Genomic DNA, 20,400 nt, shown 5'->3' with positions numbered 1-20,400 from the left:
TAGCATCGGAGAAGGTTCTTGGCTAACAGCCCGAGTCTCGCAAAACCCGGTCGAAGCGCGGCGAAATTTGGCGATCTGCGTCGGCGTGCAGTGTTCCTGCTGCTGGCGTTGGTTGTCTACCGCATTGGTGCGCATATTCCGGTTCCCGGCATCGATCCGGATCAGCTGGCGAAGTTGTTCCAAAGCCAGTCGGGCGGCATCCTTGGCATGTTCAACATGTTCTCGGGTGGCGCGCTGTCACGATTCACGATTTTCGCGTTGGGCATCATGCCCTACATTTCGGCCTCGATCATCATGCAGTTGTTGTCGATCGTGTCGCCGCAAATGGAGGCGTTGAAGAAGGAAGGACAGGCAGGTCAACGAAAGATCACGCAGTACACGCGGATCTTCACGGTGGTTCTGGCAACCTTCCAGGCTTTCGGTATCGCGGTGGCGCTGGAAAATCAGCCCGGCCTGGTATTGGATCCCGGCATGGTGTTCCGGCTGACGACGGTGGTCACGCTGGTAACGGGCACGATGTTCCTGATGTGGCTTGGTGAGCAGATCACGGAGCGCGGTCTCGGCAACGGCATCTCGATCATCATTTTCGGTGGTATCGCGGCAGGCTTTCCGAATGCAATCGGCGGTCTGTTCGAGCTGGTTCGCACTGGTTCGATGAGCATCATCTCGGCGATCATCATCGTCGCGTTGATCGCGGCGGTTACGTATCTGGTCGTGTTCATCGAACGCGGTCAGCGCAAGATCCTCGTGAACTATGCGAAGCGCCAGGTCGGTAACAAGATTTACGGTGGACAGTCGTCACATCTGCCGCTGAAGCTGAACATGTCGGGTGTGATTCCGCCGATCTTCGCGTCGTCGATCATTCTCTTCCCGGCAACCATCCTGAACTGGTTCAGTTCGGGAACGCGTACCGGCTGGTTCGCGAACACGCTGCACAGCGTGGCTGAAGCCCTCAAGCCCGGTCAACCTGTGTACGTGCTGCTGTATGCGTTGGCTATCGTGTTCTTCTGCTTCTTCTACACCGCGTTGGTGTTCAACAGCAGGGAAACCGCCGACAACTTGAAGAAGAGCGGTGCGTTCGTTCCGGGTATTCGTCCGGGCGATCAGACTGCACGGTACATCGACCGCATCCTCACGCGTCTGACGCTGGCCGGTGCGATCTACATCGTGTTTGTGTGCTTGTTGCCTGAGTTTCTGGTGTTGCGCTGGAACGTGCCGTTTTATTTTGGTGGAACGTCGCTGCTGATCATTGTCGTCGTCACGATGGACTTCATGGCTCAGGTGCAGTCGTACGTTATGTCGCAACAATATGAATCGCTGCTCAAGAAGGCAAACTTCAAGGGCGGCAACGTCCCGATGCGCTAGTTAGGACTATGGCCAAAGACGATGTAATCCAGATGCAGGGCGAGGTCATTGAAAACCTCCCCAACGCTACTTTCCGGGTGAAATTGGAAAATGGCCATGTCGTCCTGGGACACATATCCGGAAAGATGCGGATGCACTACATCCGTATCCTACCGGGCGACAAGGTTACGGTTGAATTGACGCCTTACGATCTGTCTCGTGCACGGATCGTGTTCCGGGCGAAGTGATTTGAAAAAAGGGTAATATCATGAAAGTGATGGCATCGGTTAAGCGCATTTGCCGCAATTGCAAGATCATTAAGCGCAAGGGCGTTGTGCGCGTGATTTGCAGCTCTGATCCGCGCCACAAACAGCGTCAAGGCTGAACGCCGCGCTTTTTGCTTGCGCTTTTTGTTTGAGGAAAAACAATGGCTCGTATCGCAGGGGTTAACATCCCGAATCACCAGCATACCGAGATCGGCCTGACGGCAATCTTCGGCATTGGTCGCACGCGTTCCCGCGGCATTTGCAGTGCTGCTGGTGTGGAATTTTCGAAGAAGGTCAAGGACCTCACCGACGCAGACCTCGAAAAGCTGCGTGACGAAGTGGGCAAGTTCATCGTCGAAGGCGATCTGCGCCGTGAAGTGACGATGAACATCAAGCGCCTGATGGACTTGGGTTGCTACCGCGGCATGCGTCATCGCAAGGGTCTGCCCCTGCGTGGCCAGCGCACGCGCACCAACGCCCGTACTCGCAAGGGTCCGCGTCGTGCAGCGCAATCGCTGAAGAAGTAAGCGGAACTGACAGTTACAGGAAAACGTAATGGCTAAGGCTTCGAACAACTCCGCGGCGCAACGCGTTCGCAAGAAGGTCAAGAAGAACGTCGCCGAGGGCGTGGTTCACGTTCACGCGTCGTTCAACAACACCATTATCACGATCACCGATCGTCAAGGTAACGCGCTGGCATGGGCGACCTCGGGCGGCCAGGGTTTCAAGGGCTCGCGTAAGTCGACGCCTTTCGCAGCTCAGGTTGCAGCAGAATCGGCTGGCCGCGTGGCAATGGAATACGGCGTGAAGAACCTCGAAGTGCGGATCAAGGGCCCTGGCCCTGGCCGTGAGTCGGCGGTGCGCGCGCTGCATGGTCTTGGCATCAAGATCACCGCGATCTCCGACGTGACGCCGGTCCCGCACAACGGCTGCCGTCCGCCGAAGCGTCGTCGTATCTAAAGTCGCGCATCAGTTGATTCGCGACCGCATGTTTCCTGTCGATGCGAAAGCGTCGACGGGCTTCGTGCGTTATGCATCTGCTTCGCGCATTTCACTAAGCCCACCGTTCGGCCTATAGGGTTCGAACTAGCGCAGACGAAAGTTTGCGTGATCAATTTTTAAGGATTCAAAGTGGCACGCTATACCGGTCCCAAAGCCAAGCTGTCCCGCCGTGAAGGCACCGATCTGTTCCTGAAGAGCGCACGCCGCTCGCTCGCCGACAAGTGCAAGCTCGACAGCAAGCCTGGTCAACATGGCCGCATTTCGGGCGCACGTACGTCCGACTACGGCACCCAGTTGCGCGAAAAGCAAAAAGTGAAGCGTATCTATGGCGTGCTCGAGCGTCAGTTCCGCCGCTACTTCGCTGAAGCCGACCGCCGCAAGGGTCCGACGGGCGAGAACTTGCTGCAATTGCTCGAATCGCGCCTCGACAACGTCGTTTATCGCATGGGCTTCGGCTCGACGCGCGCTGAAGCACGTCAGCTCGTGAGCCACAAGTCGATCGTCGTGAACGGCCAAGTCGCGAATATCCCGTCACTGCAAGTGAAGTCGGGCGACGTCATCTCCGTGCGTGAGCAGTCGCGCAAGCAGGCTCGTATCGTCGAAGCGCTGTCGCTCGCCGAGCAAGGCGGTATGCCGAGCTGGGTGTCGGTCGACGCCAAGAAGTTCGAAGGAACGTTCAAGTCGATGCCGGAACGCAGCGATATCGCTGGCGACATCAACGAAAGCCTGATCGTCGAATTGTATTCGCGTTAATCGCGCGGTTAATCGCGCGGTAACCGGATTGGCAGCCGGGGACCCTGATTGCCGGTGGCAAGAGGGCGGCCTCGGCTGTTTTTTTCAGGTTGTTACCGGTCAGCCTTATCGGTGTAACGAGCCGAGGGTATTGAAAAGGAAAACCTATGCAAACCAGTTTGTTGAAGCCCAAGATCATTGCAGTTGAATCGCTTGGCGAGAGCCATGCGAAAGTGGTTATGGAGCCGTTCGAACGCGGCTATGGCCACACCTTGGGCAACGCGCTTCGGCGCGTGCTGTTGTCGTCGATGGTGGGCTACGCGCCGACCGAAGTGACGATTGCAGGCGTAGTGCACGAATACTCGACGCTCGACGGTGTGCAAGAGGATGTGGTCAACCTGCTGTTGAACCTGAAGGGCGTCGTCTTCAAGCTGCATAACCGCGACGAAGTCACGGTGACGCTGCGCAAGGAAGGCGAAGGCCTCGTCACGGCTGGCGATATCGAACTCGCGCATGATTGCGAGGTCATCAATCCCGGTCACGTGATTGCCCATCTCTCGAAGGGCGGCAAGCTCGACGTCCAGATCAAGATTGAAAAGGGCCGTGGCTACGTGCCGGGCAACGTGCGTCGTTATGGCGAGGAATCGGCCAAGATCATCGGTCGTATCGTGCTTGACGCGTCGTTCTCGCCGGTTCGCCGCGTGAGCTATGCCGTGGAAAGCGCGCGTGTCGAACAGCGTACCGACCTCGACAAGCTCGTGATGAACATCGAAACCAACGGCGTGATCTCGCCGGAGGAAGCGATCCGTCAATCGGCGCGTATTCTGGTCGATCAGTTGTCGGTCTTCGCAGCGCTGGAAGGCACGGAAGCGGCAGCGGAAGCGCCGTCGCGTGCGCCGCAGATCGATCCGATCCTGCTGCGCCCGGTGGATGACCTGGAACTCACGGTTCGCTCGGCGAACTGTCTGAAGGCCGAGAACATCTACTACATCGGTGATCTTATCCAGCGTACGGAAAACGAACTGCTGAAGACGCCGAATCTGGGCCGCAAGTCGCTGAACGAAATCAAGGAAGTCTTGGCTTCGCGCGGTCTGACGCTCGGCATGAAGCTCGAAAACTGGCCGCCGGCTGGTCTCGACAAGTAAGCGCAAGAGTCAATCGCGTTACTGGCAAAGACGCGGATTTTGCTTTAAAATCCGCGTCTTGCTTTTTCTTCGACCGGCCCGTGCGCCACTTTAGAGCGCAATAGAAGAGCTGGATCAAAACTCGTTTAAGGAACTGAAATGCGCCATAAGCATGGTTTGCGGAAACTGAACCGCACGAGCAGCCACCGTCTGGCAATGCTCCGTAATATGTCGAACTCGCTGATCGAGCACGAAGTCATCAAGACGACGCTGCCGAAAGCCAAGGAACTGCGCAAGGTCGTCGAGCCCCTCATCACGCTCGGCAAGAAGCCGTCGCTGGCAAATCGTCGTCTGGCTTTCAATCGCCTGCGCGATCGTGACTCCGTCGCAAAGCTGTTCGACGTCCTCGGCCCGCGTTACGCAAGCCGTCCGGGTGGCTACCTCAGCATCCTGAAGTTTGGTTTCCGTGTTGGCGACAACGCTCCGATGGCGCTGGTTCAACTGATGGACCGCCCGGAAGTCGAAGAAACCGAAGAAGTTCAGGAAGCTGAATAAATTCGGTTGGTGGTGAACGAAAAGGTCAAGCGTAGCTTGGCCTTTTTGCATTGTGGGCTTCGGAGTCGTTGCGGTCGTCGAAGTGAGCGGAGTGCTACGATAAGGCCCGATCCACAAGTGTCACGTGCCGCGCCGCACCGGAGCCCGAAGTGAATGTCCCTGTCGTCCTTATGCTGACCACCGTTCCGGATGCACACGCTGCCGACACGTTGGCGCAAGCGGTGCTCGAGGCGCGCCTGGCTGCGTGCGTGACGAGGCTCGGCGAAGTGCAATCGCAATATCACTGGAAGGGCGCACTGGAGACATCGCGGGAAGTGCAGTTGCTCTTCAAGACGAGCCTTGCGTGCAGCGCCGAATTGCAGCGCTTCGTCGCGGCGGCGCATCCTTATGAAACGCCCGAAATTCTTGTCTGGCAGGCCGATGCATCGCCGGGATATGGACAATGGGTCAATGCAGAAACGCAGCGTCCTCTTCATGTTTGATCTTCCTCGTCTCGTTTTGCGTTGGCTGATGATGGCCGCGACGCTCGCCTTTCTGCCTTTGGCGATAAACGCCGCGCACGCCGCGGACGACTTCCTCGATCCCGCCGTCGCCTTCAAGTTCAGTGCGTCCGAACAGCCGGGCGAAGTGGACGTGCGTTATAAGATCGCCGATGGCTACTACTTGTATCGCGAGCGCTTTGCCTTTGCGGTCAAAAGCGGCGAGGCGATTATCGGCGCGGCGCAACTGCCCGCCGGCAAGGTTCATTTCGACCAGACATTTAACAAGGACGTCGAAACCTATCGCGGCGAACTACTCATCCGCATCCCGGTGACTCAGGCAAAGGGGCCGTTCGAGCTATCGGTGACGTCGCAAGGTTGCGCGGATCAGGGCATCTGCTATCCGCCGATGGAGCGCGTTTATCGCGTCAAGGGTGACGCGTTGCAAGCTGCCGGTGCCGGTTCTGCGACGTCTCCAGCGACAAACACTGCGTCGTCCCATTCCTGGTTCGAACGCGCGACGAGCGCCGACTACGCGCAGTCGATGCTCGAAGGCGGCGGCTTCTTCGCTGTGGTCGGCTTGTACTTTCTGGCGGGCATGGTGTTGAGCTTGTTGCCTTGCTCGTATCCGATGATCCCGATTCTTTCCGCGATCATCGTCGGCGAAGGCGCGCGTGTCACGCGCACGCGTGGCTTTGCGCTGTCGGTGTCGTACGTCGTCGGCATGGCGCTTGTCTATACCGCGCTTGGGATTGCCGCGGCGCTCGTCGGTCAAAGCCTCGGCGCGTGGCTGCAAAACCCATGGGTGCTGGGCGCGTTCGGCATCCTGCTCGCGGTTTTCGCGGTCGCGCTGATCTCGGGAGTCGATATCGCGTTGCCGGAGCGCTGGCAAAGCGGCGTCAACGAGGCGTCTCAGAAACGCGGCGGCGGTAAGTTCGCGGCGGTCGCCGTGATGGGCGCGTTGTCGGCGCTCGTCGTCGGCGCGTGCATGACCGCGCCGCTTTTCGCCGTGCTCGCGTTTGTCGCGCACACGGGCAACGCCGTGCTCGGCGGGGCCGCGCTGTTCGCCATGGGTATCGGGCTTGGTGTGCCGTTGCTGATCATCGGTCTCGGCGCGGGGTCGGTGCTGCCGCGAGCGGGCGCCTGGATGGACGGCGTGAAGGTGTTCTTCGGCGTCGCGTTGCTTGCGGCCGCTTTGTGGATCGTGTGGCCGGTCATCGGTGGCGTTGCGCAAATGTTGCTCGCCGCGCTTTGGCTGCTGGTCGCGGCGGCATCGCTCGGCCTCTTTGCTTCGGGCGCGATCGCGCCGGTCAACGTCTGGAAGCGGCTGGGGCGCGGCCTGGGCGCCGCGTTTGCCACCTGGGCGGCGGCGTTGCTGGTCGGTCTCGCGGCGGGATCGACGGATGCATTGCGCCCGCTAGCCGTACTAGCCGCGCGCGGCGGCAGCAATGCAGGCGCGACGGCACGAGCATCGGGGCCGATCTTCGCGCCGGTCAAGTCATCGACGGAACTGGATTCGGCGGTGAAATCGGCGGCACGTCCCGCCATGCTCGACTTTTACGCCGACTGGTGCGTGTCCTGCAAGGAAATGGAGAACCTGACTTTCTCCGACGCCCGCGTTCAGGCGCGTCTCGCGCAACTCAATCTGTTGCGTGCGGACGTGACCGCGAACAACACCGATGATCAGACCTTGCTCAAGCGCTTCAAGCTGTTCGGCCCGCCCGGCATCATCTTTTTCGATGCGCAAGGCAACGAGGTCGCGCGCGTGGTTGGCTATGAATCGGCGGATACGTTTTTGAAAAGCCTCGATAAAGTCAGTCCGGCGAACGGATGACGAAGGGCGATGCATTGCGCACCGCCCTGAAACGACTTATTTCGGCGCCCGCAAAATCTTCGCGGCATCCAGCGCGAAATAGGTCAAGACGCCATCCGCGCCCGCGCGTTTGAACGCGAGCAGCGCTTCCATCATCGTCTTGTCGTGATCGAGCCAGCCGTTTTGCGCGGCGGCCTTGATCATCGCGTACTCGCCGCTCACCTGATAGGCGTACGTCGGAAAGCGGAACTCGTCCTTCACGCGCCGCACGATGTCGAGATACGGCATGCCGGGCTTGACCATCACCATGTCCGCGCCTTCCTCGATGTCCATGCGCACTTCGCGCATCGCTTCATCCGAGTTCGCCGGGTCCATTTGATACGTCATCTTGTTGCCCTTGCCGAGATTCGCGGCGGAGCCGACGGCATCGCGGAACGGGCCGTAGAACGCCGATGCGAATTTCGCCGCGTAAGCCATGATGCGCGTGTGGATGTGGCCGTCGCTTTCCAGCATCTCGCGGATGGCGCCGATGCGCCCGTCCATCATGTCCGACGGCGCCACGATATCCACGCCTGCTTCCGCCTGGGTGCGCGCCTGATCGACGAGAATCTCGCTCGTTTCGTCGTTCTTCACGTAGCCTTCTTCATCGAGCACGCCGTCCTGGCCGTGACTCGTGTACGGGTCGAGTGCGACATCGGTGAGTACGCCGAGCGTCGGGAAGTTCTTCTTCAGTTCGCGCACGGCACGCGGAATCAGACCTTCGGGATTGATCGCCTCGCGTCCATCCGGTGTTTTCAGCGACGGTTCGATTGCCGGAAAGAGCGAGATCACGGGCACGCCCAGTTCGACGCACTGCTCGGCCACGCTCATCAACAAGTCGACGGACGTGCGCTCGACGCCGGGCATCGACGGCACGGCATGCCGCACGTTGGTGCCTTCGACGATGAACACGGGATAAATCAGATCGTTCGTGGTGAGGATGTTCTCGCGCATCAGACGGCGTGAGAAGTCATCGCGGCGCATGCGGCGCGGGCGATGATGGGGATAGAAACTCATGACTTGGCTCGGTTTGAAGTGCTTCGGGGACGAGGATGAAAACGCGCTTCGAAAATGCTCGAAGCCTTGCCGGGCAAGCGCTCGGAGCGGTCTGGAAACGTTTTGAGACAATGGTATATCATACCGATCGAGTAAGGCGCTTCGCGCTGAACTCCCCGCTTCTCCTCCCTGAGCGGGTGCCTGTCGTTATTCGATCAGGCTGTTAACCCGCCGTCATGCGGCGGGTTTTTTTCATGCCGCACGCGTTAATTTTCACTCCGCGACGTCTTCCGAAGCCGCTTGCTTAGGCGCGAGCCAGCCTTCAATAAGCTCATGCGCTTCTTCCAGTCCCGTGCGCTTGAGCGCTGAAAAAAGCTGCACGCTCAATTCACCGCGATAGCCCGCATCCTTGTACTCGCCGAATGCTTTTTTCGTCGCGCGCAGGGCGTTGGTCATCTCCTGTCGCGTCAATTTGTCGCATTTAGTGAGCAGCGCGTGAATGGGCTTACCGGTGGGCGCGAACCAGTCGATCATGATCTGGTCGAGCTCGGTGAGCGGACGACGCGAGTCCATCATCAGGATCATGCCGCGCAATTGAGCGCGGCTTTGCAGATACGTCGAAAGCAATTGCTGCCAGTGCGCCTTTGCGGCGCCTGGCACTTCTGCATAGCCGTAACCCGGAAGATCGACCAGAAAGCCGGTCGGCTCGTCTTCAGGCCCGACGGAGAAGTAGTTGATGTGCTGCGTGCGTCCGGGCGTCTTGCTGGCGAACGCGAGCCGCTTCTGATTGCAGAGCACATTGATCGCAGTGGACTTGCCTGCGTTGGAACGGCCGCCGAAAGCGATTTCAGGTTGCGGCGTCGGCGGCAGATCACGAAGGTGATTGACAGTGGTGAAGAAGCGAGCTTGATGGAGCAGAAATGGCATTTGGCGGGTCGACTGAGAGAGCTGCGAAAACATGAAGCCTTGAGAACCCGGCAAATACTGGGCATGCCCCGACTGGCGTCTTTGCGTGTAGCGGGTTATTGTACAATACGACGGTTTTTTAAAGATCCGCACGGGCACGGAAGACCCGGGTTGCAAGCGCACCCACAATGGAGCGAGACAGTTTTAAGGGCGTCTTTTGAGCCCTTTCGTTCGGGTCATGTTGTGGCCGTTCCCGGTTTGCCGCCGTCGTTTTTTGCAGAACCTCACATTCTCACAAGACGAAAAACAGGGTACGCGAATGAACCGACTGTACAGGTCTCTGATGTTGATTCAGGCAGCGGCGGCTTTCGGTGGATTGATAACAGCATCAGCAAACGCGGCGGAGCCCGCGCAACCGGCAAAGCCGGATGTGGCCCGAGGTCAGGCCATTGCAACCCAGGTGTGCGCGGCGTGTCACGCGGCGGATGGCAACAGCGCTGGCGCGGCGTTTCCCAAGCTCGCGGGCCAGCACGCCGAATACATCGTCAAGCAGTTGAAGGATTACAAGACGCAGCCGGGAGCCAAGGCGCCGGCGCGTAACAATCCGATCATGGCGGGCATTGCGGGCGCGTTGTCGGATCAGGACATGATCAACGTCGCCGCATACTTTGCGTCGCAGAAGGCCAAGCCCAACTTTGCGCGCGACAAGAACGACGTTGTGCTCGGGCAGAAGATTTATCGCGGCGGCATCGCGGACAAGGGTGTGCCGGCGTGCGCGGCGTGCCACGGCGCGACAGGCATGGGTATCCCGGTGCAATATCCGCGGCTATCGTGGCAGTGGGGCGATTACACGGTGGCGCAGTTGAATGCGTTCGCGCAAGGCACGCGTAACAATAGCGAGCCCATGCATGCCATCTCCTCCCGTTTGAGCGAAACGGAGATGAAAGCGGTGGCGGATTACATCGCCGGTTTGCATTGATCCGGGCAGGGCATGCGTTCTTCGGCATCGAACCCGGTAATCGTCGATACTGAGTTGCCCCAAGCGTTGCCCATAAGTTGCCACTGAGCAAACATTAAGCAGCCGGTCCAACGAGGCCGGCGCGAAAACAAGAAAAGGGTGGGACGTCGGTCGACGAGACCGCTCGCGTCGCCACCCTTTTTTGCTGTCAGTCGGAGTTTGAATGAGCGTCACCACATCGGGATTGCAGTCGAAGTCGAGCCGTCGCGCGGTCAGGCATTTTGTCGAACTCGTAAGTTCGATGCGCTTCGCCATCGCCTTGCTGGTCGTACTGGCCATAGCAAGCATCATCGGCACGGTGCTTACGCAAGACGACCCGTACCCCAACTACGTCAATCAGTTCGGCCCGTTCTGGGCGGACATCTTCCGCGGCATCAGCATCTACACCGTGTACAGCGCGTGGTGGTTCATGCTGATCCTGATCTTTCTCGTGATTTCAGTCTCGCTATGCGTCATTCGCAACGGCCCGAAAATGATCGCGGACCTCAAGAGCTGGAAGGATCGCGTTCACGAAGGCGGCTTGCGCGCGTTTCATCACAAGGGTGAATTCGTAGTCAGCGCGGATCGCGCGCAGACGGCCGCCACGCTCGAACGTCTTTCCGCAAAGATGGGTTATCGCTTTGTCACGCGTCAGATTGACGCAGGCTCGACGCTCATCGCGGGCAAGCGCGGCGCGCTCACGAAGATCGGCTACATCTCGGCGCATCTGGCTATCGTCATCATTTGCGTCGGCGGGCTGCTCGACAGCAATCTGCCCATCAAGCTGCAGATGTGGCTCTTCAACAAGACGCCCATTCAGACCAACGCGGTCATCAACGACATTCCGGCGGAGCATCGCCTGTCCGTGTCGAATCCGACGTTTCGCGGTTACGCGTGGGTCCCGGAAGGTCAATACGTCGGCACGGCAATCTTGAATCAACAGGACGGCTCGATCATTCAGGACTTGCCGTTCTCGATTCAACTCGACAAATTCATCGTCGATTACTACTCGACCGGCATGCCGAAGCTGTTCGCTAGCGACATCGTGGTGATCGACCACAAGACCGGCAAGCGCATTCCGGCGCGCGTCGAAGTGAACAAGCCGTTCACGTACGACGGCGTGTCTATCTATCAGTCGAGTTTTCAGGACGGCGGCTCGAAGATGCAGATGACCGCCTGGCCCATGAGCGGCGGCAGCGCGAAAACCACGCCCTTCAACGGTACGATCGGCGGCACTGCGCCCGTGAATCAGCAGATTGCCGGTGCGCAGGGTCAAACGGTCGAATTCACCGATTTCCGCGCAATCAACGTCGAAAACATGACGGACGGCAACGGTGCGCCGGACGCACGCGGCGTCGGCAAGAAGGAAACCTTGCGCGATGCGTTCGACGAGCGCCTCGGCTCCGGCGCAAAGACGTCGAAGCCGACGGATCTGCGCAATATCGGCCCATCGGTGCAGTACAAGGTGCGCGGCACGGACGGTCAGGCGCGCGAGTACAGCAACTACATGTTGCCGGTCGATGTCAGCGGTCAGCGGATGTTCCTCGCCGGCATGCGCCTGAGCCCGAGCGATCCGTTCCGCTACTTGCGCATTCCTGCCGACGAGCAAGGCACGGTGAAGGAATGGATGAATCTGCGCGCCGCGCTTGCCACGCCCGCGACGCGCATCGAGGCTGCGCATCGGTTCGCGCAGCGTTCCGTGCCTCAGGAAAACGGCGATTTGCAGAAGCACCTGGACGAAAGCGCGATCCGCGTGCTGAATCTTTTTGCCGGCGCGGATGAATCGGGCAACGGGTCCACGAATCCGCAAATGAGCGGCGGATTTCAAAGTATCGCGGCGTTCATCGATCGTTCGGTGCCGAAGGGCGAGCAAGAAAAGGCCGCCGGTTTGCTCATGCGCATGCTGGAAGGCGCAATGTGGGACGTCTGGCAGATTTCTCGCGAACAAAACGGCGAGCCGGCCGCAAAAGTGGACGAGAAAAACAGCGCCTTTGTTCAGTCGTCCATCAACGCGCTTTCCGACAGCTTTCTGTACGGATCGCCGGTATTTTTGCAGCTCGACACCTTCAAACAGGTGCAAGCATCGGTATTCCAGCTAACGCGCGCACCGGGCAAAAAAGTGGTGTATCTTGGCAGCCTCCTGCTCGTGCTCGGCATTTTCTCGATGTTTTACGTGCGTGAACGCCGGCTCTGGTTCTGGCTCAAAGATTCAGGGCAAGGCGGTGCGAGCGTTTTGATGGCAATGTCCACGGCGCGCCGCACGCTCGATTTCGAGAAGGAATTCGAGCGTACGCGCGCGACGGTCGCGGCGGCGCTCGGCACCACGCCAATCGATCCGGCGGCGCAGCATCCGTCGAAAGCGCCGGTGACGCAAACACACGAGCCATCCGCGGCCTCCGGCTCGGAAGTATCAACACGGTAAGATCATGGACCTCTCTCAGACCTCCTCCCACGCGCAGCCCAAGACGCAACGTCCGGCATCATCGTCGTCGGGCCTGCCCGATGTCGCCGTTTTCGACGATCGTCCGTTCCTCAAACGCCTGGGCGCAATCGACTGGCTGTTCGCCATCGCGATGGTCGCGGGCGCGGGCTTCGCGCTCAACCGCTATCACACGTTCATGGACGTGTACGACATGGCGGTGCTGGTCGCCGCAGTGCCGACCTTCGTCGTGCTCGGCTGGCGCTGGAAACCGGCGCGGCTGCTCATCGCGACGATCGCGGTCATGTCGCTGTTCTCGATCCAGCTCTACCAGCACGACCTCGCGCGCGCCGAAACCAACTTCTTCCTCAAATACTTCCTGTCGAGCCAATCCGCGATTCTATGGATGAGCGCGCTCTTCATTCTGGCGACGCTCTTTTACTGGATCGGCCTCGTGTCGCGCTCGCAGACGGGCGGCGCAATCGGCTCGCGCATGACGTGGGTCGCGGTGCTCATGGGCTTCACGGGCCTGATGGTGCGCTGGTACGAGTCGTACATGATCGGCGCGGATGTCGGACACATTCCCATCTCGAATCTGTACGAAGTGTTCGTACTGTTTTGCCTCATCACGTCACTGTTCTATCTCTACTACGAACAGCATTACGCGACGCGTCAGATGGGCGCGTTCGTGCTGCTCGTGATCAGCGCGGCGGTCGGCTTCCTGATGTGGTATTCGATTGCCCGCGACGCGCAGCAGATTCAGCCGCTCGTGCCCGCGCTGCAAAGCTGGTGGATGAAGATTCACGTACCGGCGAACTTCATCGGCTACGGCAGTTTCGCGCTTTCCGCGATGGTTTCCGTCGCGTATCTGGCGAAGCAGCGCGGCTTTTTGGCCGACCGTCTGCCGTCGCTGGAAGTGCTCGACGACGTGATGTACAAGTCCATTGCGGTCGGTTTCGCGTTCTTCACCATCGCGACCATTCTCGGCGCGCTGTGGGCCGCCGAAGCGTGGGGCGGCTACTGGAGCTGGGACCCGAAGGAAACCTGGGCGCTGATCGTCTGGCTGAACTACGCGGCATGGCTGCACATGCGGTTGATGAAGGGCCTGCGCGGCGCGGCGGCGGCGTGGTGGGCGCTGACGGGATTGATCGTCACGACCTTCGCGTTTTTGGGCGTCAACATGTTCCTTTCGGGACTGCACAGTTACGGCAAGCTCTGATCTCGCGCCATCGAAAGAAGAGAAACCGCCATGCGTCGCGCTGGCGGTTTTTTTTTGCCTTGTGATGGAATAGCGGCATCCGGTTTGCTGTTTGCACGTATATGAATGGATGGGCGGCGTATCCAATGCCGCGCAAGCAAAGGGAGTATGGCTCCATGTGGATCAGACGTAATCGCGCGCTTTATGGTGACGATATCGCCGCGCACGAAATCACGCCGCGCGATGTGTTCGAGAATCGGCGGCGTGCGCTGCGTTCGATCGGCGCGCTGGCGGCGACCGGCTTGACTGGCGTGAGCGGCATCGCGAATGCGGCGTTCACATCGCCGGATGCGAAGGGCCAGAAACTCGCGGCGAAAGCGAATCCGAAGTTCATCGCGCTCGACAAGGCGACGTCGCTCAAGGACATCACGAGCTACAACAACTTCTACGAGTTCGGCACCGACAAGGGCGATCCCGCCGAACACGCGGGCACGTTGCGGCCGAGGCCGTGGAAAGTGTCGGTCGAAGGCGCGATCAAGAATCCGAAAACCTACGACATCGACGAGCTTCTGAAGCTCGCGCCACTCGAAGAACGTTTGTATCGCCTGCGATGCGTCGAAGGCTGGTCGATGGTCATTCCGTGGATCGGCGTCTCGCTGTCCGAGCTCATCAAGCGCGCGGAGCCCACGGGCAGCGCGAAGTACGTGCAGTTCATCACGCTTGCCGATCCTTCGCAGATGCCGGGTCTTTCGACGCCGATCCTCGAATGGCCGTATTCCGAAGGCCTGCGCATGGACGAAGCGATGAATCCGCTCACCTTGCTCACCGTCGGCTTGTATGGCGAAGTGCTGCCGAATCAGAACGGCGCGCCGGTGCGTATCGTCGTGCCGTGGAAATACGGCTTCAAGAGCGCGAAGTCGCTGGTCAAGATTCGCTTCGTTGAAAAGCAGCCGCCGACGAGCTGGAATCTATACGCGCCGACGGAATACGGCTTCTATTCGAACGTGAATCCTGGCGTGGATCATCCGCGCTGGAGTCAGGCGACGGAGCGGCGTATTGGCGAGGACGGTTTCTTTGCGCCCAAGCGCAAGACGCTCATGTTCAACGGATATGGCGATCAGGTTGCGTCGCTCTATCAGGGCATGGACCTCAAGGAAAACTTCTGAACGATGCCCACTGCATCCGAACTCAAGCGATCGCAAACGCGCGCGAACGTGCGGTCCGGGCCGCGCTGGATCGCGCCCGCAAAAGTGATCGTGTTCATCGCGGCGCTCTATCCGCTGGCGCGCATTGTGTTGCTCGGCGTCATGGGCGGACTGGGCGCGAATCCGATCGAGTTCATCACGCGTTCGACCGGCCTTTGGACACTCGTCTATGTCTGCATCACGCTCGCCATCACGCCGGTGCGCCGGCTGACGGGCGTAACGGCGCTCGTGCGCTTTCGCCGCATGATCGGCCTTTACGCGTTCTTCTTCGCCGTGCTGCACTTCACGACATACATTTGGTTCGATAAGTGGTTCGATGTCGCCGCGATGTTGAAGGACATCGGCAAGCGGCCGTTCATCACCGTGGGCTTTGCCGCGTTCGTGTTGCTGATACCGCTCGCGGTGACATCGCCGAAAGCGATGGTCCGCAAGCTCGGCCGCCGCTGGCAGATGCTGCATCGGATCATCTATCTCGTCGCTATTCTGGCCATCCTGCATTTCTGGTGGATGAAGGCCGGCAAGCACGATTTCGCCTTGCCGAAGATTTACGGCGCAATCGTGATCGTGTTGCTGGGCTGGCGGCTGATCGCGTGGCTCAAAGGACGAATCGAGCGACGCCGGTTGAGCGCATAAAAAAAGCGATGCCACGGCATCGCTTTTTTGGCTCACGGCACGAAGATTCAGTCCGGCAAAATGGATTCGCCCGCGAACAACTGCTTCACTTCTTCGCGTTCGCGCACCACGCGCGCGCGTTCGCCATCGACCATGATTTCAGCGGCGCGCGCACGCGTGTTGTAGTTCGAGCTCATCACGAAGCCATACGCTCCCGCCGAAAGAATGGCGAGCAAGTCGCCTTGCTCGACGGCCAGTTCACGATCGCGTCCGAGCCAGTCGCCGCTTTCGCAAACCGGGCCGACGACATCGTATAAACGCGCGCTTGCCTTGCGTTCCATGACCGGCACGATGCGATGAAACGCCTCGTACATGGCGGGACGCGCGAGGTCGTTCATCGCGGCATCGACGATAGCGAAGTTCTTCTCTTCACCCGGCTTCAGATATTCGACGCGCGTTAGCAGCACGCCCGCATTGCCGACGAGCGAGCGTCCCGGCTCGAAATACACTTCGCGCTGACCGTGGCCGCGCTCTTCGAAATGCGCGAGCAACGTGCGCACGAAGTCGCCGATATCCGGCGGCGTTTCGTCGTCGTACGTAATGCCGAGACCGCCGCCGACATCCACGTGACGAATGCTCATGCCGTCGGACTCGATCTGTTCGACGAGGTCGAGCAGCTTGTCGATGGCATCGAGATACGGGCTCACTTCGGTGATCTGCGAACCGATATGACAGTCGATACCCACGACATCGAGATTCGCCATGTCATGCGCTTCACGATACGTCGCGCGCGCGTCGCCGAAGGCCACGCCGAACTTGTTCGACTTCAAACCGGTGGAGATGTACGGATGCGTTTTGGCGTCGACATCGGGATTCACGCGCAGCGACACGGGCGCCTTCTTGCCAAGCGACTTCGCGACTTCGTTGAGCGCGTGCAACTCGGGAATGGACTCGACGTTGAAGCACTTCACGCCCGCTTCGAGCGCCTCGCGCATCTCGGCCGCGCTCTTGCCGACACCCGAGAAAACCGTGTTGGAAGCCTTGCCGCCCGCAGCCAGCACACGCGCCAGTTCGCCCGACGACACGATGTCGAAGCCCGCGCCCAGGCGCGCGAACACGTTGAGCACCGCGAGATTGCTGTTGGCTTTGACCGCGACGTGCACCGTTGCCTTTCGGCCCGCGCAGGCATCGGCGTAAGCGCGATAGGCGCGCGTCAGTGCATCGCGCGAATAGACGTAAAGCGGCGTGCCGAACTGTTCCGCGAGCGACGCGGCGGGGACGCCTTCGACGTGCAACGCGCCGTCGACGTAGTGGAATGCGGAATCGTTCATGCGTGGAGTCGGATGTACGCGGCTTGGTGCGCGTGAGGCCTAGGTCAGTACCCGGCGGGCGCCGGTTTCAGAGTGGTGTCCGGCGAAAGCGACAGCGGCGCGCCGGAGGTATCGGGAATGTCGCCAGTCTCGCTCGCAGCCGATGCAGCGCTTGCCTTGTCGACGGAAGCGGAAGGCGGCGTATCCTGAAGGTCGCTAGGACGCTGCGGCAGTGGCGGGACAGTGGGAAGATAGAGCGGACCACGTTGTCCACAACCGCCGAGTGCGAGTGTTGCCGCGGCGCTCATGCTCAAAGCCGCTACAATCGCGCTCATCCTGAAAACGACTCGCATAAACGTCCCTGTACCATTGAATCGATGGAGTTTAGCATGACAGACCAGGAATACCTGAGCTTGGCAGAGGCCGCGCTGACGGCCATCGAACGTGCTGTGGATCGGGCTGAAGCCGATATCGAATTCGAGCGTAGCGGCAATGTGCTCACGCTAGAATTCGAGAACCGCACGAAGGTGATCGTCAATCTTCAGCCGCCGAAACACGAGATCTGGCTAGCCGCGAAGGCGGGCGGTTTTCACTACAAATACGTGGATGGCGCCTGGCGCGACACACGCGACAACAGCGAGTTTTTCGCCACGCTCACCAAGTATTCGACCGAACAGGCGGGCGAGCCCGTTCGCTTTTCAGCGAAGTAAGGCGCGCCCGGCAAGGAACGTCACTGTCCCTTGAACAGATTCATGATGTCCTGCTTTTCCTGCTCGCCGACTTCGGGCGCCGGAGCCGTGACGCCCGACACGCCCGAGGCCGACGACGCCTGACTCACGCCGATTGTCGCGATGAAGCCGTGGCCCGGCGTCATGTCGTCGAAGTACAGTTCGCCACCGAGCGAGGTCACGTCGGGCGGCGTCATCGGCTTGTACTCGGGCAAGCCCTTCAGGGCGCGCGCCATGTAATCCATCCACACGGGCAGTGCGAGACCGCCGCCCGTTTCCTTGTCGCCGAGCGTGCGCGGATTGTCATAGCCGATCCACGCAATCGCCACGAGCGAACGCTGATAGCCCGCGAACCAGGCGTCGCGCGAATCGTTCGTCGTGCCGGTCTTGCCTGCGAGGTCGGTGCGCTTCAACTGATTCGTCTTGGCCGCCGTGCCGTGCTGCGCGACGCTTTGCAAAAGGCTATTCATCACGAACGCGTTGCGCGGCGTGATGGCAAGCGGCGCGCTTTGCTGCGCGACGAGCGGTTGCGGATGCGACACGACCGCGCCGTATGGGTCGGTGATATCGGCGATCAGATACGGATTCACGCGATACCCGCCATTGGCGAACACCGCGTAGCCCGTCGCCATCTGCAGCGGCGTGACGAGACCCGCGCCGAGCGCCATCGGCAAATACGCGGGATGCCGGTCCGCGTCGAAGCCGAAGCGCGTGATGTACTGCTGCGCGTACTTCGTGCCGATGGTGTTCAAAATGCGGATGGACACCATGTTCTTCGATCTCTGCAGCGCGGAGCGCATGGTCATGGGTCCGTCGAAGCCGCCGCCGTAGTTCTTCGGCTCCCACGCCTGACCGCCGGTTTCGGCGGCGGTGAAGAAGAGCGGACCATCGTTGATGATGGTCGCGGGCGACAAGCCTTTTTCCAGCGACGCCGAATAGATGAACGGCTTGAAGCTCGATCCCGGCTGACGCCACGCTTGCGTCACGTGATTGAACTTGTTCTTGTTGAAGTCGAAACCGCCCACGAGCGCGCGAATGGCGCCGTCCTGCGGCACGAGCGAGATCAGCGCGCCTTCCACTTGCGGCAACTGCGTGATAATCCACTCGCCGTCGTCGTTCTTCATGAGCCGCACGATCGCGCCAGGACGAATGCGGGCATTGGGCTGTGCGCGCGTGGAGAGCGCATTGGAGACGAAGCGCAGATCGGCGCCGTTGATGGTCGCCACGTTGCCGTCGATGAAGCTCGCCTTCACTTCCTTCGTGCTCGCCGACGTGACCACCGCCGCGACGATCTCGCCGTTGTCCGGATGCTCGGCAAGCGCGTCGTCGATAGCCTGCTCGCGGTCGTCCGCATTCGCGGGCAGATCGATGAAACCCTCGGGCCCGCGATATCCATGCCGGCGTTCGTAGTCCATCAGCCCCTTGCGTACCGCGCGGTAGGCGGCGTCCTGATCGGCGGAATCGATCGTGGTCACGACATTGAGACCGCGCGTGTACGCCTCTTCCTTGTACTGCGCGTACATCATCTGCCGCACCATTTCCGCGACGTATTCGGCGTGCACGCTGAACTCGCGGCCTTGTCCCTTCACGACGAGCGGCTGATTCTTCGCCTGGTCGTATTCGTCCTGCGTGATGAAGTTGAGTTCGCGCATGCGCTGAAGGATGTACTCCTGCCTCACCTTCGCGCGCTTCGGATTCACGACCGGGTTATAGGCCGACGGCGCCTTCGGCAGACCGGCGAGCATGGCGGCTTCCGCGAGCGAGATGTCCTTCAGATCCTTGCCGAAGTACACCCGGGCGGCGCTCGCAAAACCATACGCGCGCTGTCCGAGATAGATCTGATTCATATAGACCTCGAGAATCTGATCTTTCGTCAGCGCGCGCTCGATCTTGTAAGCGAGCAGCATCTCGTAGATCTTGCGCGTGTAGGTCTTCTCGCTCGACAGGAAGAAGTTGCGCGCGACCTGCATGGTGATCGTGCTTGCGCCCTGTGACGCGTGACCGTTCGACAGCGCCACCGTGCCCGCGCGCAGGATGCCGGTGAGATCGACGCCGCCGTGGTCGTAGAAACGCGAGTCCTCGATGGCGAGCACCGCTTTCTTGAGATGGTCCGGCACGTCGCGAATGCGCACGACGCTGCGCCGCTCTTCGCCGAACTCGCCGATCAGCACGTGATCCGCCGTATAGATGCGCAGCGGCACCTTCGGCTTGTAGTCAGTGAGCGCATCGAGCGAAGGCAGGTTCGGCATCGCGACGACAAGCGCATACCCGAGCACGAGCGCCGCGCAAACGATTAGCGCGAAAAAGCTGATGACAAGCGCGGAAAGCAGCCGCAAATACCACGGTCGCCTGGTCGTCTGACCTTCGGGCGGTTTGGATGGCGGGTTGGTCGGGGAAGAGGATTGCATGGCACCACCAAAAAACAGTCTCGGGATTATAGCCGTCCGGGTTTCGAGCCTTTCTTAAGACTTGCGACGAACCGCGGGCGTGCTTCGGTCCCGTTTCTCCTGCTTCGAAACTTCGTCCCTTCAAGATACGCGGGATCGTGCGGATAAGCACCTTTGAAACGCGCCAAACACACGCGTTAGCCATTTGGCTGAATGTTCGAAAGACGCGCGGCTCACCACAATTCTTCTCGTGCAAGCGCTCGAAAGGTTCGGCGCGCAAGAGACGAT

General features: G+C 60.1%; 21 protein-coding genes. 16 read left to right on the top strand and 5 right to left on the bottom strand.

The features are described from left to right. Positions 1 to 18 precede the first annotated feature (18 nt). The 10 genes from secY (at position 19) to dsbD (ending at position 7,336) form a co-directional block, all read left to right on the top strand. Positions 19 to 1,365, top strand: coding sequence for a preprotein translocase subunit SecY (secY, locus tag P9250_RS17225; protein WP_250465878.1), 1,347 nt, complete (start codon positions 19 to 21; stop codon positions 1,363 to 1,365). 8 nt (positions 1,366 to 1,373) lie between these two features. After that, positions 1,374 to 1,592, top strand: a complete 219-nt coding sequence (gene infA / locus P9250_RS17220; protein WP_004521905.1) for a translation initiation factor IF-1 — start codon at positions 1,374 to 1,376, stop codon at positions 1,590 to 1,592. A gap of 20 nt (positions 1,593 to 1,612) precedes the next feature. After that, entirely contained in the window at positions 1,613 to 1,729 is a 117-nt protein-coding gene (gene rpmJ, locus P9250_RS17215) for a 50S ribosomal protein L36 (RefSeq protein WP_004199844.1), read from the top strand. Between the two features lie 42 nt (positions 1,730 to 1,771). Next, positions 1,772 to 2,137, top strand: a complete 366-nt coding sequence (gene rpsM, locus P9250_RS17210; protein ID WP_061179113.1) for a 30S ribosomal protein S13 — start codon at positions 1,772 to 1,774, stop codon at positions 2,135 to 2,137. 28 nt (positions 2,138 to 2,165) lie between these two features. Next, a complete protein-coding gene (gene rpsK, locus P9250_RS17205; RefSeq protein WP_006052224.1) occupies positions 2,166 to 2,570 on the top strand; it encodes a 30S ribosomal protein S11 in 405 nt (134 codons plus the stop codon). 171 nt (positions 2,571 to 2,741) lie between these two features. Beyond that, positions 2,742 to 3,365, top strand: coding sequence for a 30S ribosomal protein S4 (gene rpsD, locus P9250_RS17200; protein WP_244826425.1), 624 nt, complete (start codon positions 2,742 to 2,744; stop codon positions 3,363 to 3,365). Positions 3,366 to 3,511: 146 nt separating this feature from the next. Continuing rightward, positions 3,512 to 4,489: a DNA-directed RNA polymerase subunit alpha gene (locus tag P9250_RS17195; RefSeq protein WP_244826424.1), complete on the top strand. Its 978-nt coding sequence runs from the start codon at positions 3,512 to 3,514 to the stop codon at positions 4,487 to 4,489. A 138-nt stretch (positions 4,490 to 4,627) separates the two neighbouring features. Then, positions 4,628 to 5,023: a 50S ribosomal protein L17 gene (gene rplQ / locus P9250_RS17190; RefSeq protein WP_016346459.1), complete on the top strand. Its 396-nt coding sequence runs from the start codon at positions 4,628 to 4,630 to the stop codon at positions 5,021 to 5,023. Positions 5,024 to 5,172: 149 nt separating this feature from the next. Next, the gene (gene cutA, locus P9250_RS17185) at positions 5,173 to 5,505 is read left to right on the top strand and encodes a divalent-cation tolerance protein CutA (RefSeq protein ID WP_309844639.1); all 333 of its coding nucleotides are present in this window, start codon (positions 5,173 to 5,175) and stop codon (positions 5,503 to 5,505) included. Further along, positions 5,498 to 7,336 carry a protein-disulfide reductase DsbD gene (gene dsbD / locus P9250_RS17180; RefSeq protein ID WP_310394307.1) on the top strand — a complete coding sequence of 613 codons (1,839 nt, stop codon included), beginning with the start codon at positions 5,498 to 5,500 and terminating at the stop codon, positions 7,334 to 7,336. Before cutA ends, dsbD begins: the two co-directional genes overlap by 8 nt. A 36-nt stretch (positions 7,337 to 7,372) precedes the next feature. Here the strand turns inward: dsbD and hemB are convergent, their stop codons facing one another. After that, a complete protein-coding gene (gene hemB, locus P9250_RS17175; RefSeq protein WP_310394305.1) occupies positions 7,373 to 8,371 on the bottom strand; it encodes a porphobilinogen synthase in 999 nt (332 codons plus the stop codon). 252 nt (positions 8,372 to 8,623) lie between these two features. After that, complete coding sequence (gene yihA / locus P9250_RS17170) at positions 8,624 to 9,277, bottom strand: ribosome biogenesis GTP-binding protein YihA/YsxC (RefSeq protein ID WP_244828132.1); 654 nt, start codon at positions 9,275 to 9,277, stop codon at positions 8,624 to 8,626. A 298-nt stretch (positions 9,278 to 9,575) separates the two neighbouring features. Here yihA and P9250_RS17165 point away from each other — a divergent pair, with 298 nt between their 5' ends. The 5 genes from P9250_RS17165 to msrQ all read left to right on the top strand — a co-directional run bounded on the left by P9250_RS17165 (position 9,576) and on the right by msrQ (position 15,708). After that, entirely contained in the window at positions 9,576 to 10,235 is a 660-nt protein-coding gene (locus P9250_RS17165) for a cytochrome c (protein WP_250509583.1), read from the top strand. Positions 10,236 to 10,437: 202 nt separating this feature from the next. Then, positions 10,438 to 12,675, top strand: coding sequence for a cytochrome c biogenesis protein ResB (locus tag P9250_RS17160; RefSeq protein WP_310394301.1), 2,238 nt, complete (start codon positions 10,438 to 10,440; stop codon positions 12,673 to 12,675). Positions 12,676 to 12,679: 4 nt separating this feature from the next. Then, positions 12,680 to 13,891 carry a c-type cytochrome biogenesis protein CcsB gene (ccsB, locus tag P9250_RS17155; RefSeq protein WP_310394298.1) on the top strand — a complete coding sequence of 404 codons (1,212 nt, stop codon included), beginning with the start codon at positions 12,680 to 12,682 and terminating at the stop codon, positions 13,889 to 13,891. A 155-nt stretch (positions 13,892 to 14,046) separates the two neighbouring features. Next, on the top strand, positions 14,047 to 15,036 hold the full coding sequence (gene msrP, locus P9250_RS17150; protein ID WP_310394296.1) for a protein-methionine-sulfoxide reductase catalytic subunit MsrP: 990 nt from the start codon (positions 14,047 to 14,049) through the stop codon (positions 15,034 to 15,036). 3 nt (positions 15,037 to 15,039) lie between these two features. Next, a complete protein-coding gene (gene msrQ / locus P9250_RS17145; protein ID WP_310394294.1) occupies positions 15,040 to 15,708 on the top strand; it encodes a protein-methionine-sulfoxide reductase heme-binding subunit MsrQ in 669 nt (222 codons plus the stop codon). Between the two features lie 47 nt (positions 15,709 to 15,755). Here the strand turns inward: msrQ and lysA are convergent, their stop codons facing one another. Then, on the bottom strand, positions 15,756 to 17,018 hold the full coding sequence (gene lysA, locus P9250_RS17140; RefSeq protein ID WP_310394292.1) for a diaminopimelate decarboxylase: 1,263 nt from the start codon (positions 17,016 to 17,018) through the stop codon (positions 15,756 to 15,758). Positions 17,019 to 17,062: 44 nt separating this feature from the next. After that, positions 17,063 to 17,350 (bottom strand): LPS translocon maturation chaperone LptM, encoded by a 288-nt coding sequence (lptM, locus tag P9250_RS17135; RefSeq protein ID WP_244826414.1) that lies wholly within the window; start codon positions 17,348 to 17,350, stop codon positions 17,063 to 17,065. A 36-nt stretch (positions 17,351 to 17,386) separates the two neighbouring features. Here lptM and cyaY point away from each other — a divergent pair, with 36 nt between their 5' ends. Then, positions 17,387 to 17,707: an iron donor protein CyaY gene (gene cyaY, locus P9250_RS17130; RefSeq protein ID WP_244826413.1), complete on the top strand. Its 321-nt coding sequence runs from the start codon at positions 17,387 to 17,389 to the stop codon at positions 17,705 to 17,707. A 20-nt stretch (positions 17,708 to 17,727) separates the two neighbouring features. Here cyaY and P9250_RS17125 read toward each other — a convergent pair whose 3' ends face one another. Then, the gene (locus P9250_RS17125; RefSeq protein ID WP_310394290.1) at positions 17,728 to 20,133 is read right to left on the bottom strand and encodes a penicillin-binding protein 1A; all 2,406 of its coding nucleotides are present in this window, start codon (positions 20,131 to 20,133) and stop codon (positions 17,728 to 17,730) included. Positions 20,134 to 20,400: the final 267 nt, after the last annotated feature.

It is taken from the genome of Caballeronia sp. LP006 (genome assembly GCF_031450995.1).
Lineage (GTDB): Bacteria > Pseudomonadota > Gammaproteobacteria > Burkholderiales > Burkholderiaceae > Caballeronia.
Note: the sequence above shows the minus strand (reverse complement) of the source record. Positions and strands in the feature narration are given on the sequence as shown.

Excerpts from the sequence above, each read along its gene's own strand:
- P9250_RS17195 (WP_244826424.1), top strand. The coding sequence starts at position 3,512 with ATGCAAACCAGTTTGTTGAAGCCCAAGATCATTGCAGTTGAATCGCTT.
- msrP (WP_310394296.1), top strand. The coding sequence starts at position 14,047 with ATGTGGATCAGACGTAATCGCGCGCTTTATGGTGACGATATCGCCGCG.
- dsbD (WP_310394307.1), top strand. The coding sequence starts at position 5,498 with ATGTTTGATCTTCCTCGTCTCGTTTTGCGTTGGCTGATGATGGCCGCG.
- msrQ (WP_310394294.1), top strand. The coding sequence starts at position 15,040 with ATGCCCACTGCATCCGAACTCAAGCGATCGCAAACGCGCGCGAACGTG.
- ccsB (WP_310394298.1), top strand. The coding sequence starts at position 12,680 with ATGGACCTCTCTCAGACCTCCTCCCACGCGCAGCCCAAGACGCAACGT.
- rpmJ (WP_004199844.1), top strand. The coding sequence starts at position 1,613 with ATGAAAGTGATGGCATCGGTTAAGCGCATTTGCCGCAATTGCAAGATC.
- P9250_RS17125 (WP_310394290.1), bottom strand. The coding sequence starts at position 20,133 with ATGCAATCCTCTTCCCCGACCAACCCGCCATCCAAACCGCCCGAAGGT.
- P9250_RS17165 (WP_250509583.1), top strand. The coding sequence starts at position 9,576 with ATGAACCGACTGTACAGGTCTCTGATGTTGATTCAGGCAGCGGCGGCT.
- rpsK (WP_006052224.1), top strand. The coding sequence starts at position 2,166 with ATGGCTAAGGCTTCGAACAACTCCGCGGCGCAACGCGTTCGCAAGAAG.
- cyaY (WP_244826413.1), top strand. The coding sequence starts at position 17,387 with ATGACAGACCAGGAATACCTGAGCTTGGCAGAGGCCGCGCTGACGGCC.
- rpsM (WP_061179113.1), top strand. The coding sequence starts at position 1,772 with ATGGCTCGTATCGCAGGGGTTAACATCCCGAATCACCAGCATACCGAG.
- rplQ (WP_016346459.1), top strand. The coding sequence starts at position 4,628 with ATGCGCCATAAGCATGGTTTGCGGAAACTGAACCGCACGAGCAGCCAC.
- yihA (WP_244828132.1), bottom strand. The coding sequence starts at position 9,277 with ATGCCATTTCTGCTCCATCAAGCTCGCTTCTTCACCACTGTCAATCAC.
- P9250_RS17160 (WP_310394301.1), top strand. The coding sequence starts at position 10,438 with ATGAGCGTCACCACATCGGGATTGCAGTCGAAGTCGAGCCGTCGCGCG.
- infA (WP_004521905.1), top strand. The coding sequence starts at position 1,374 with ATGGCCAAAGACGATGTAATCCAGATGCAGGGCGAGGTCATTGAAAAC.
- lptM (WP_244826414.1), bottom strand. The coding sequence starts at position 17,350 with ATGCGAGTCGTTTTCAGGATGAGCGCGATTGTAGCGGCTTTGAGCATG.
- hemB (WP_310394305.1), bottom strand. The coding sequence starts at position 8,371 with ATGAGTTTCTATCCCCATCATCGCCCGCGCCGCATGCGCCGCGATGAC.
- lysA (WP_310394292.1), bottom strand. The coding sequence starts at position 17,018 with ATGAACGATTCCGCATTCCACTACGTCGACGGCGCGTTGCACGTCGAA.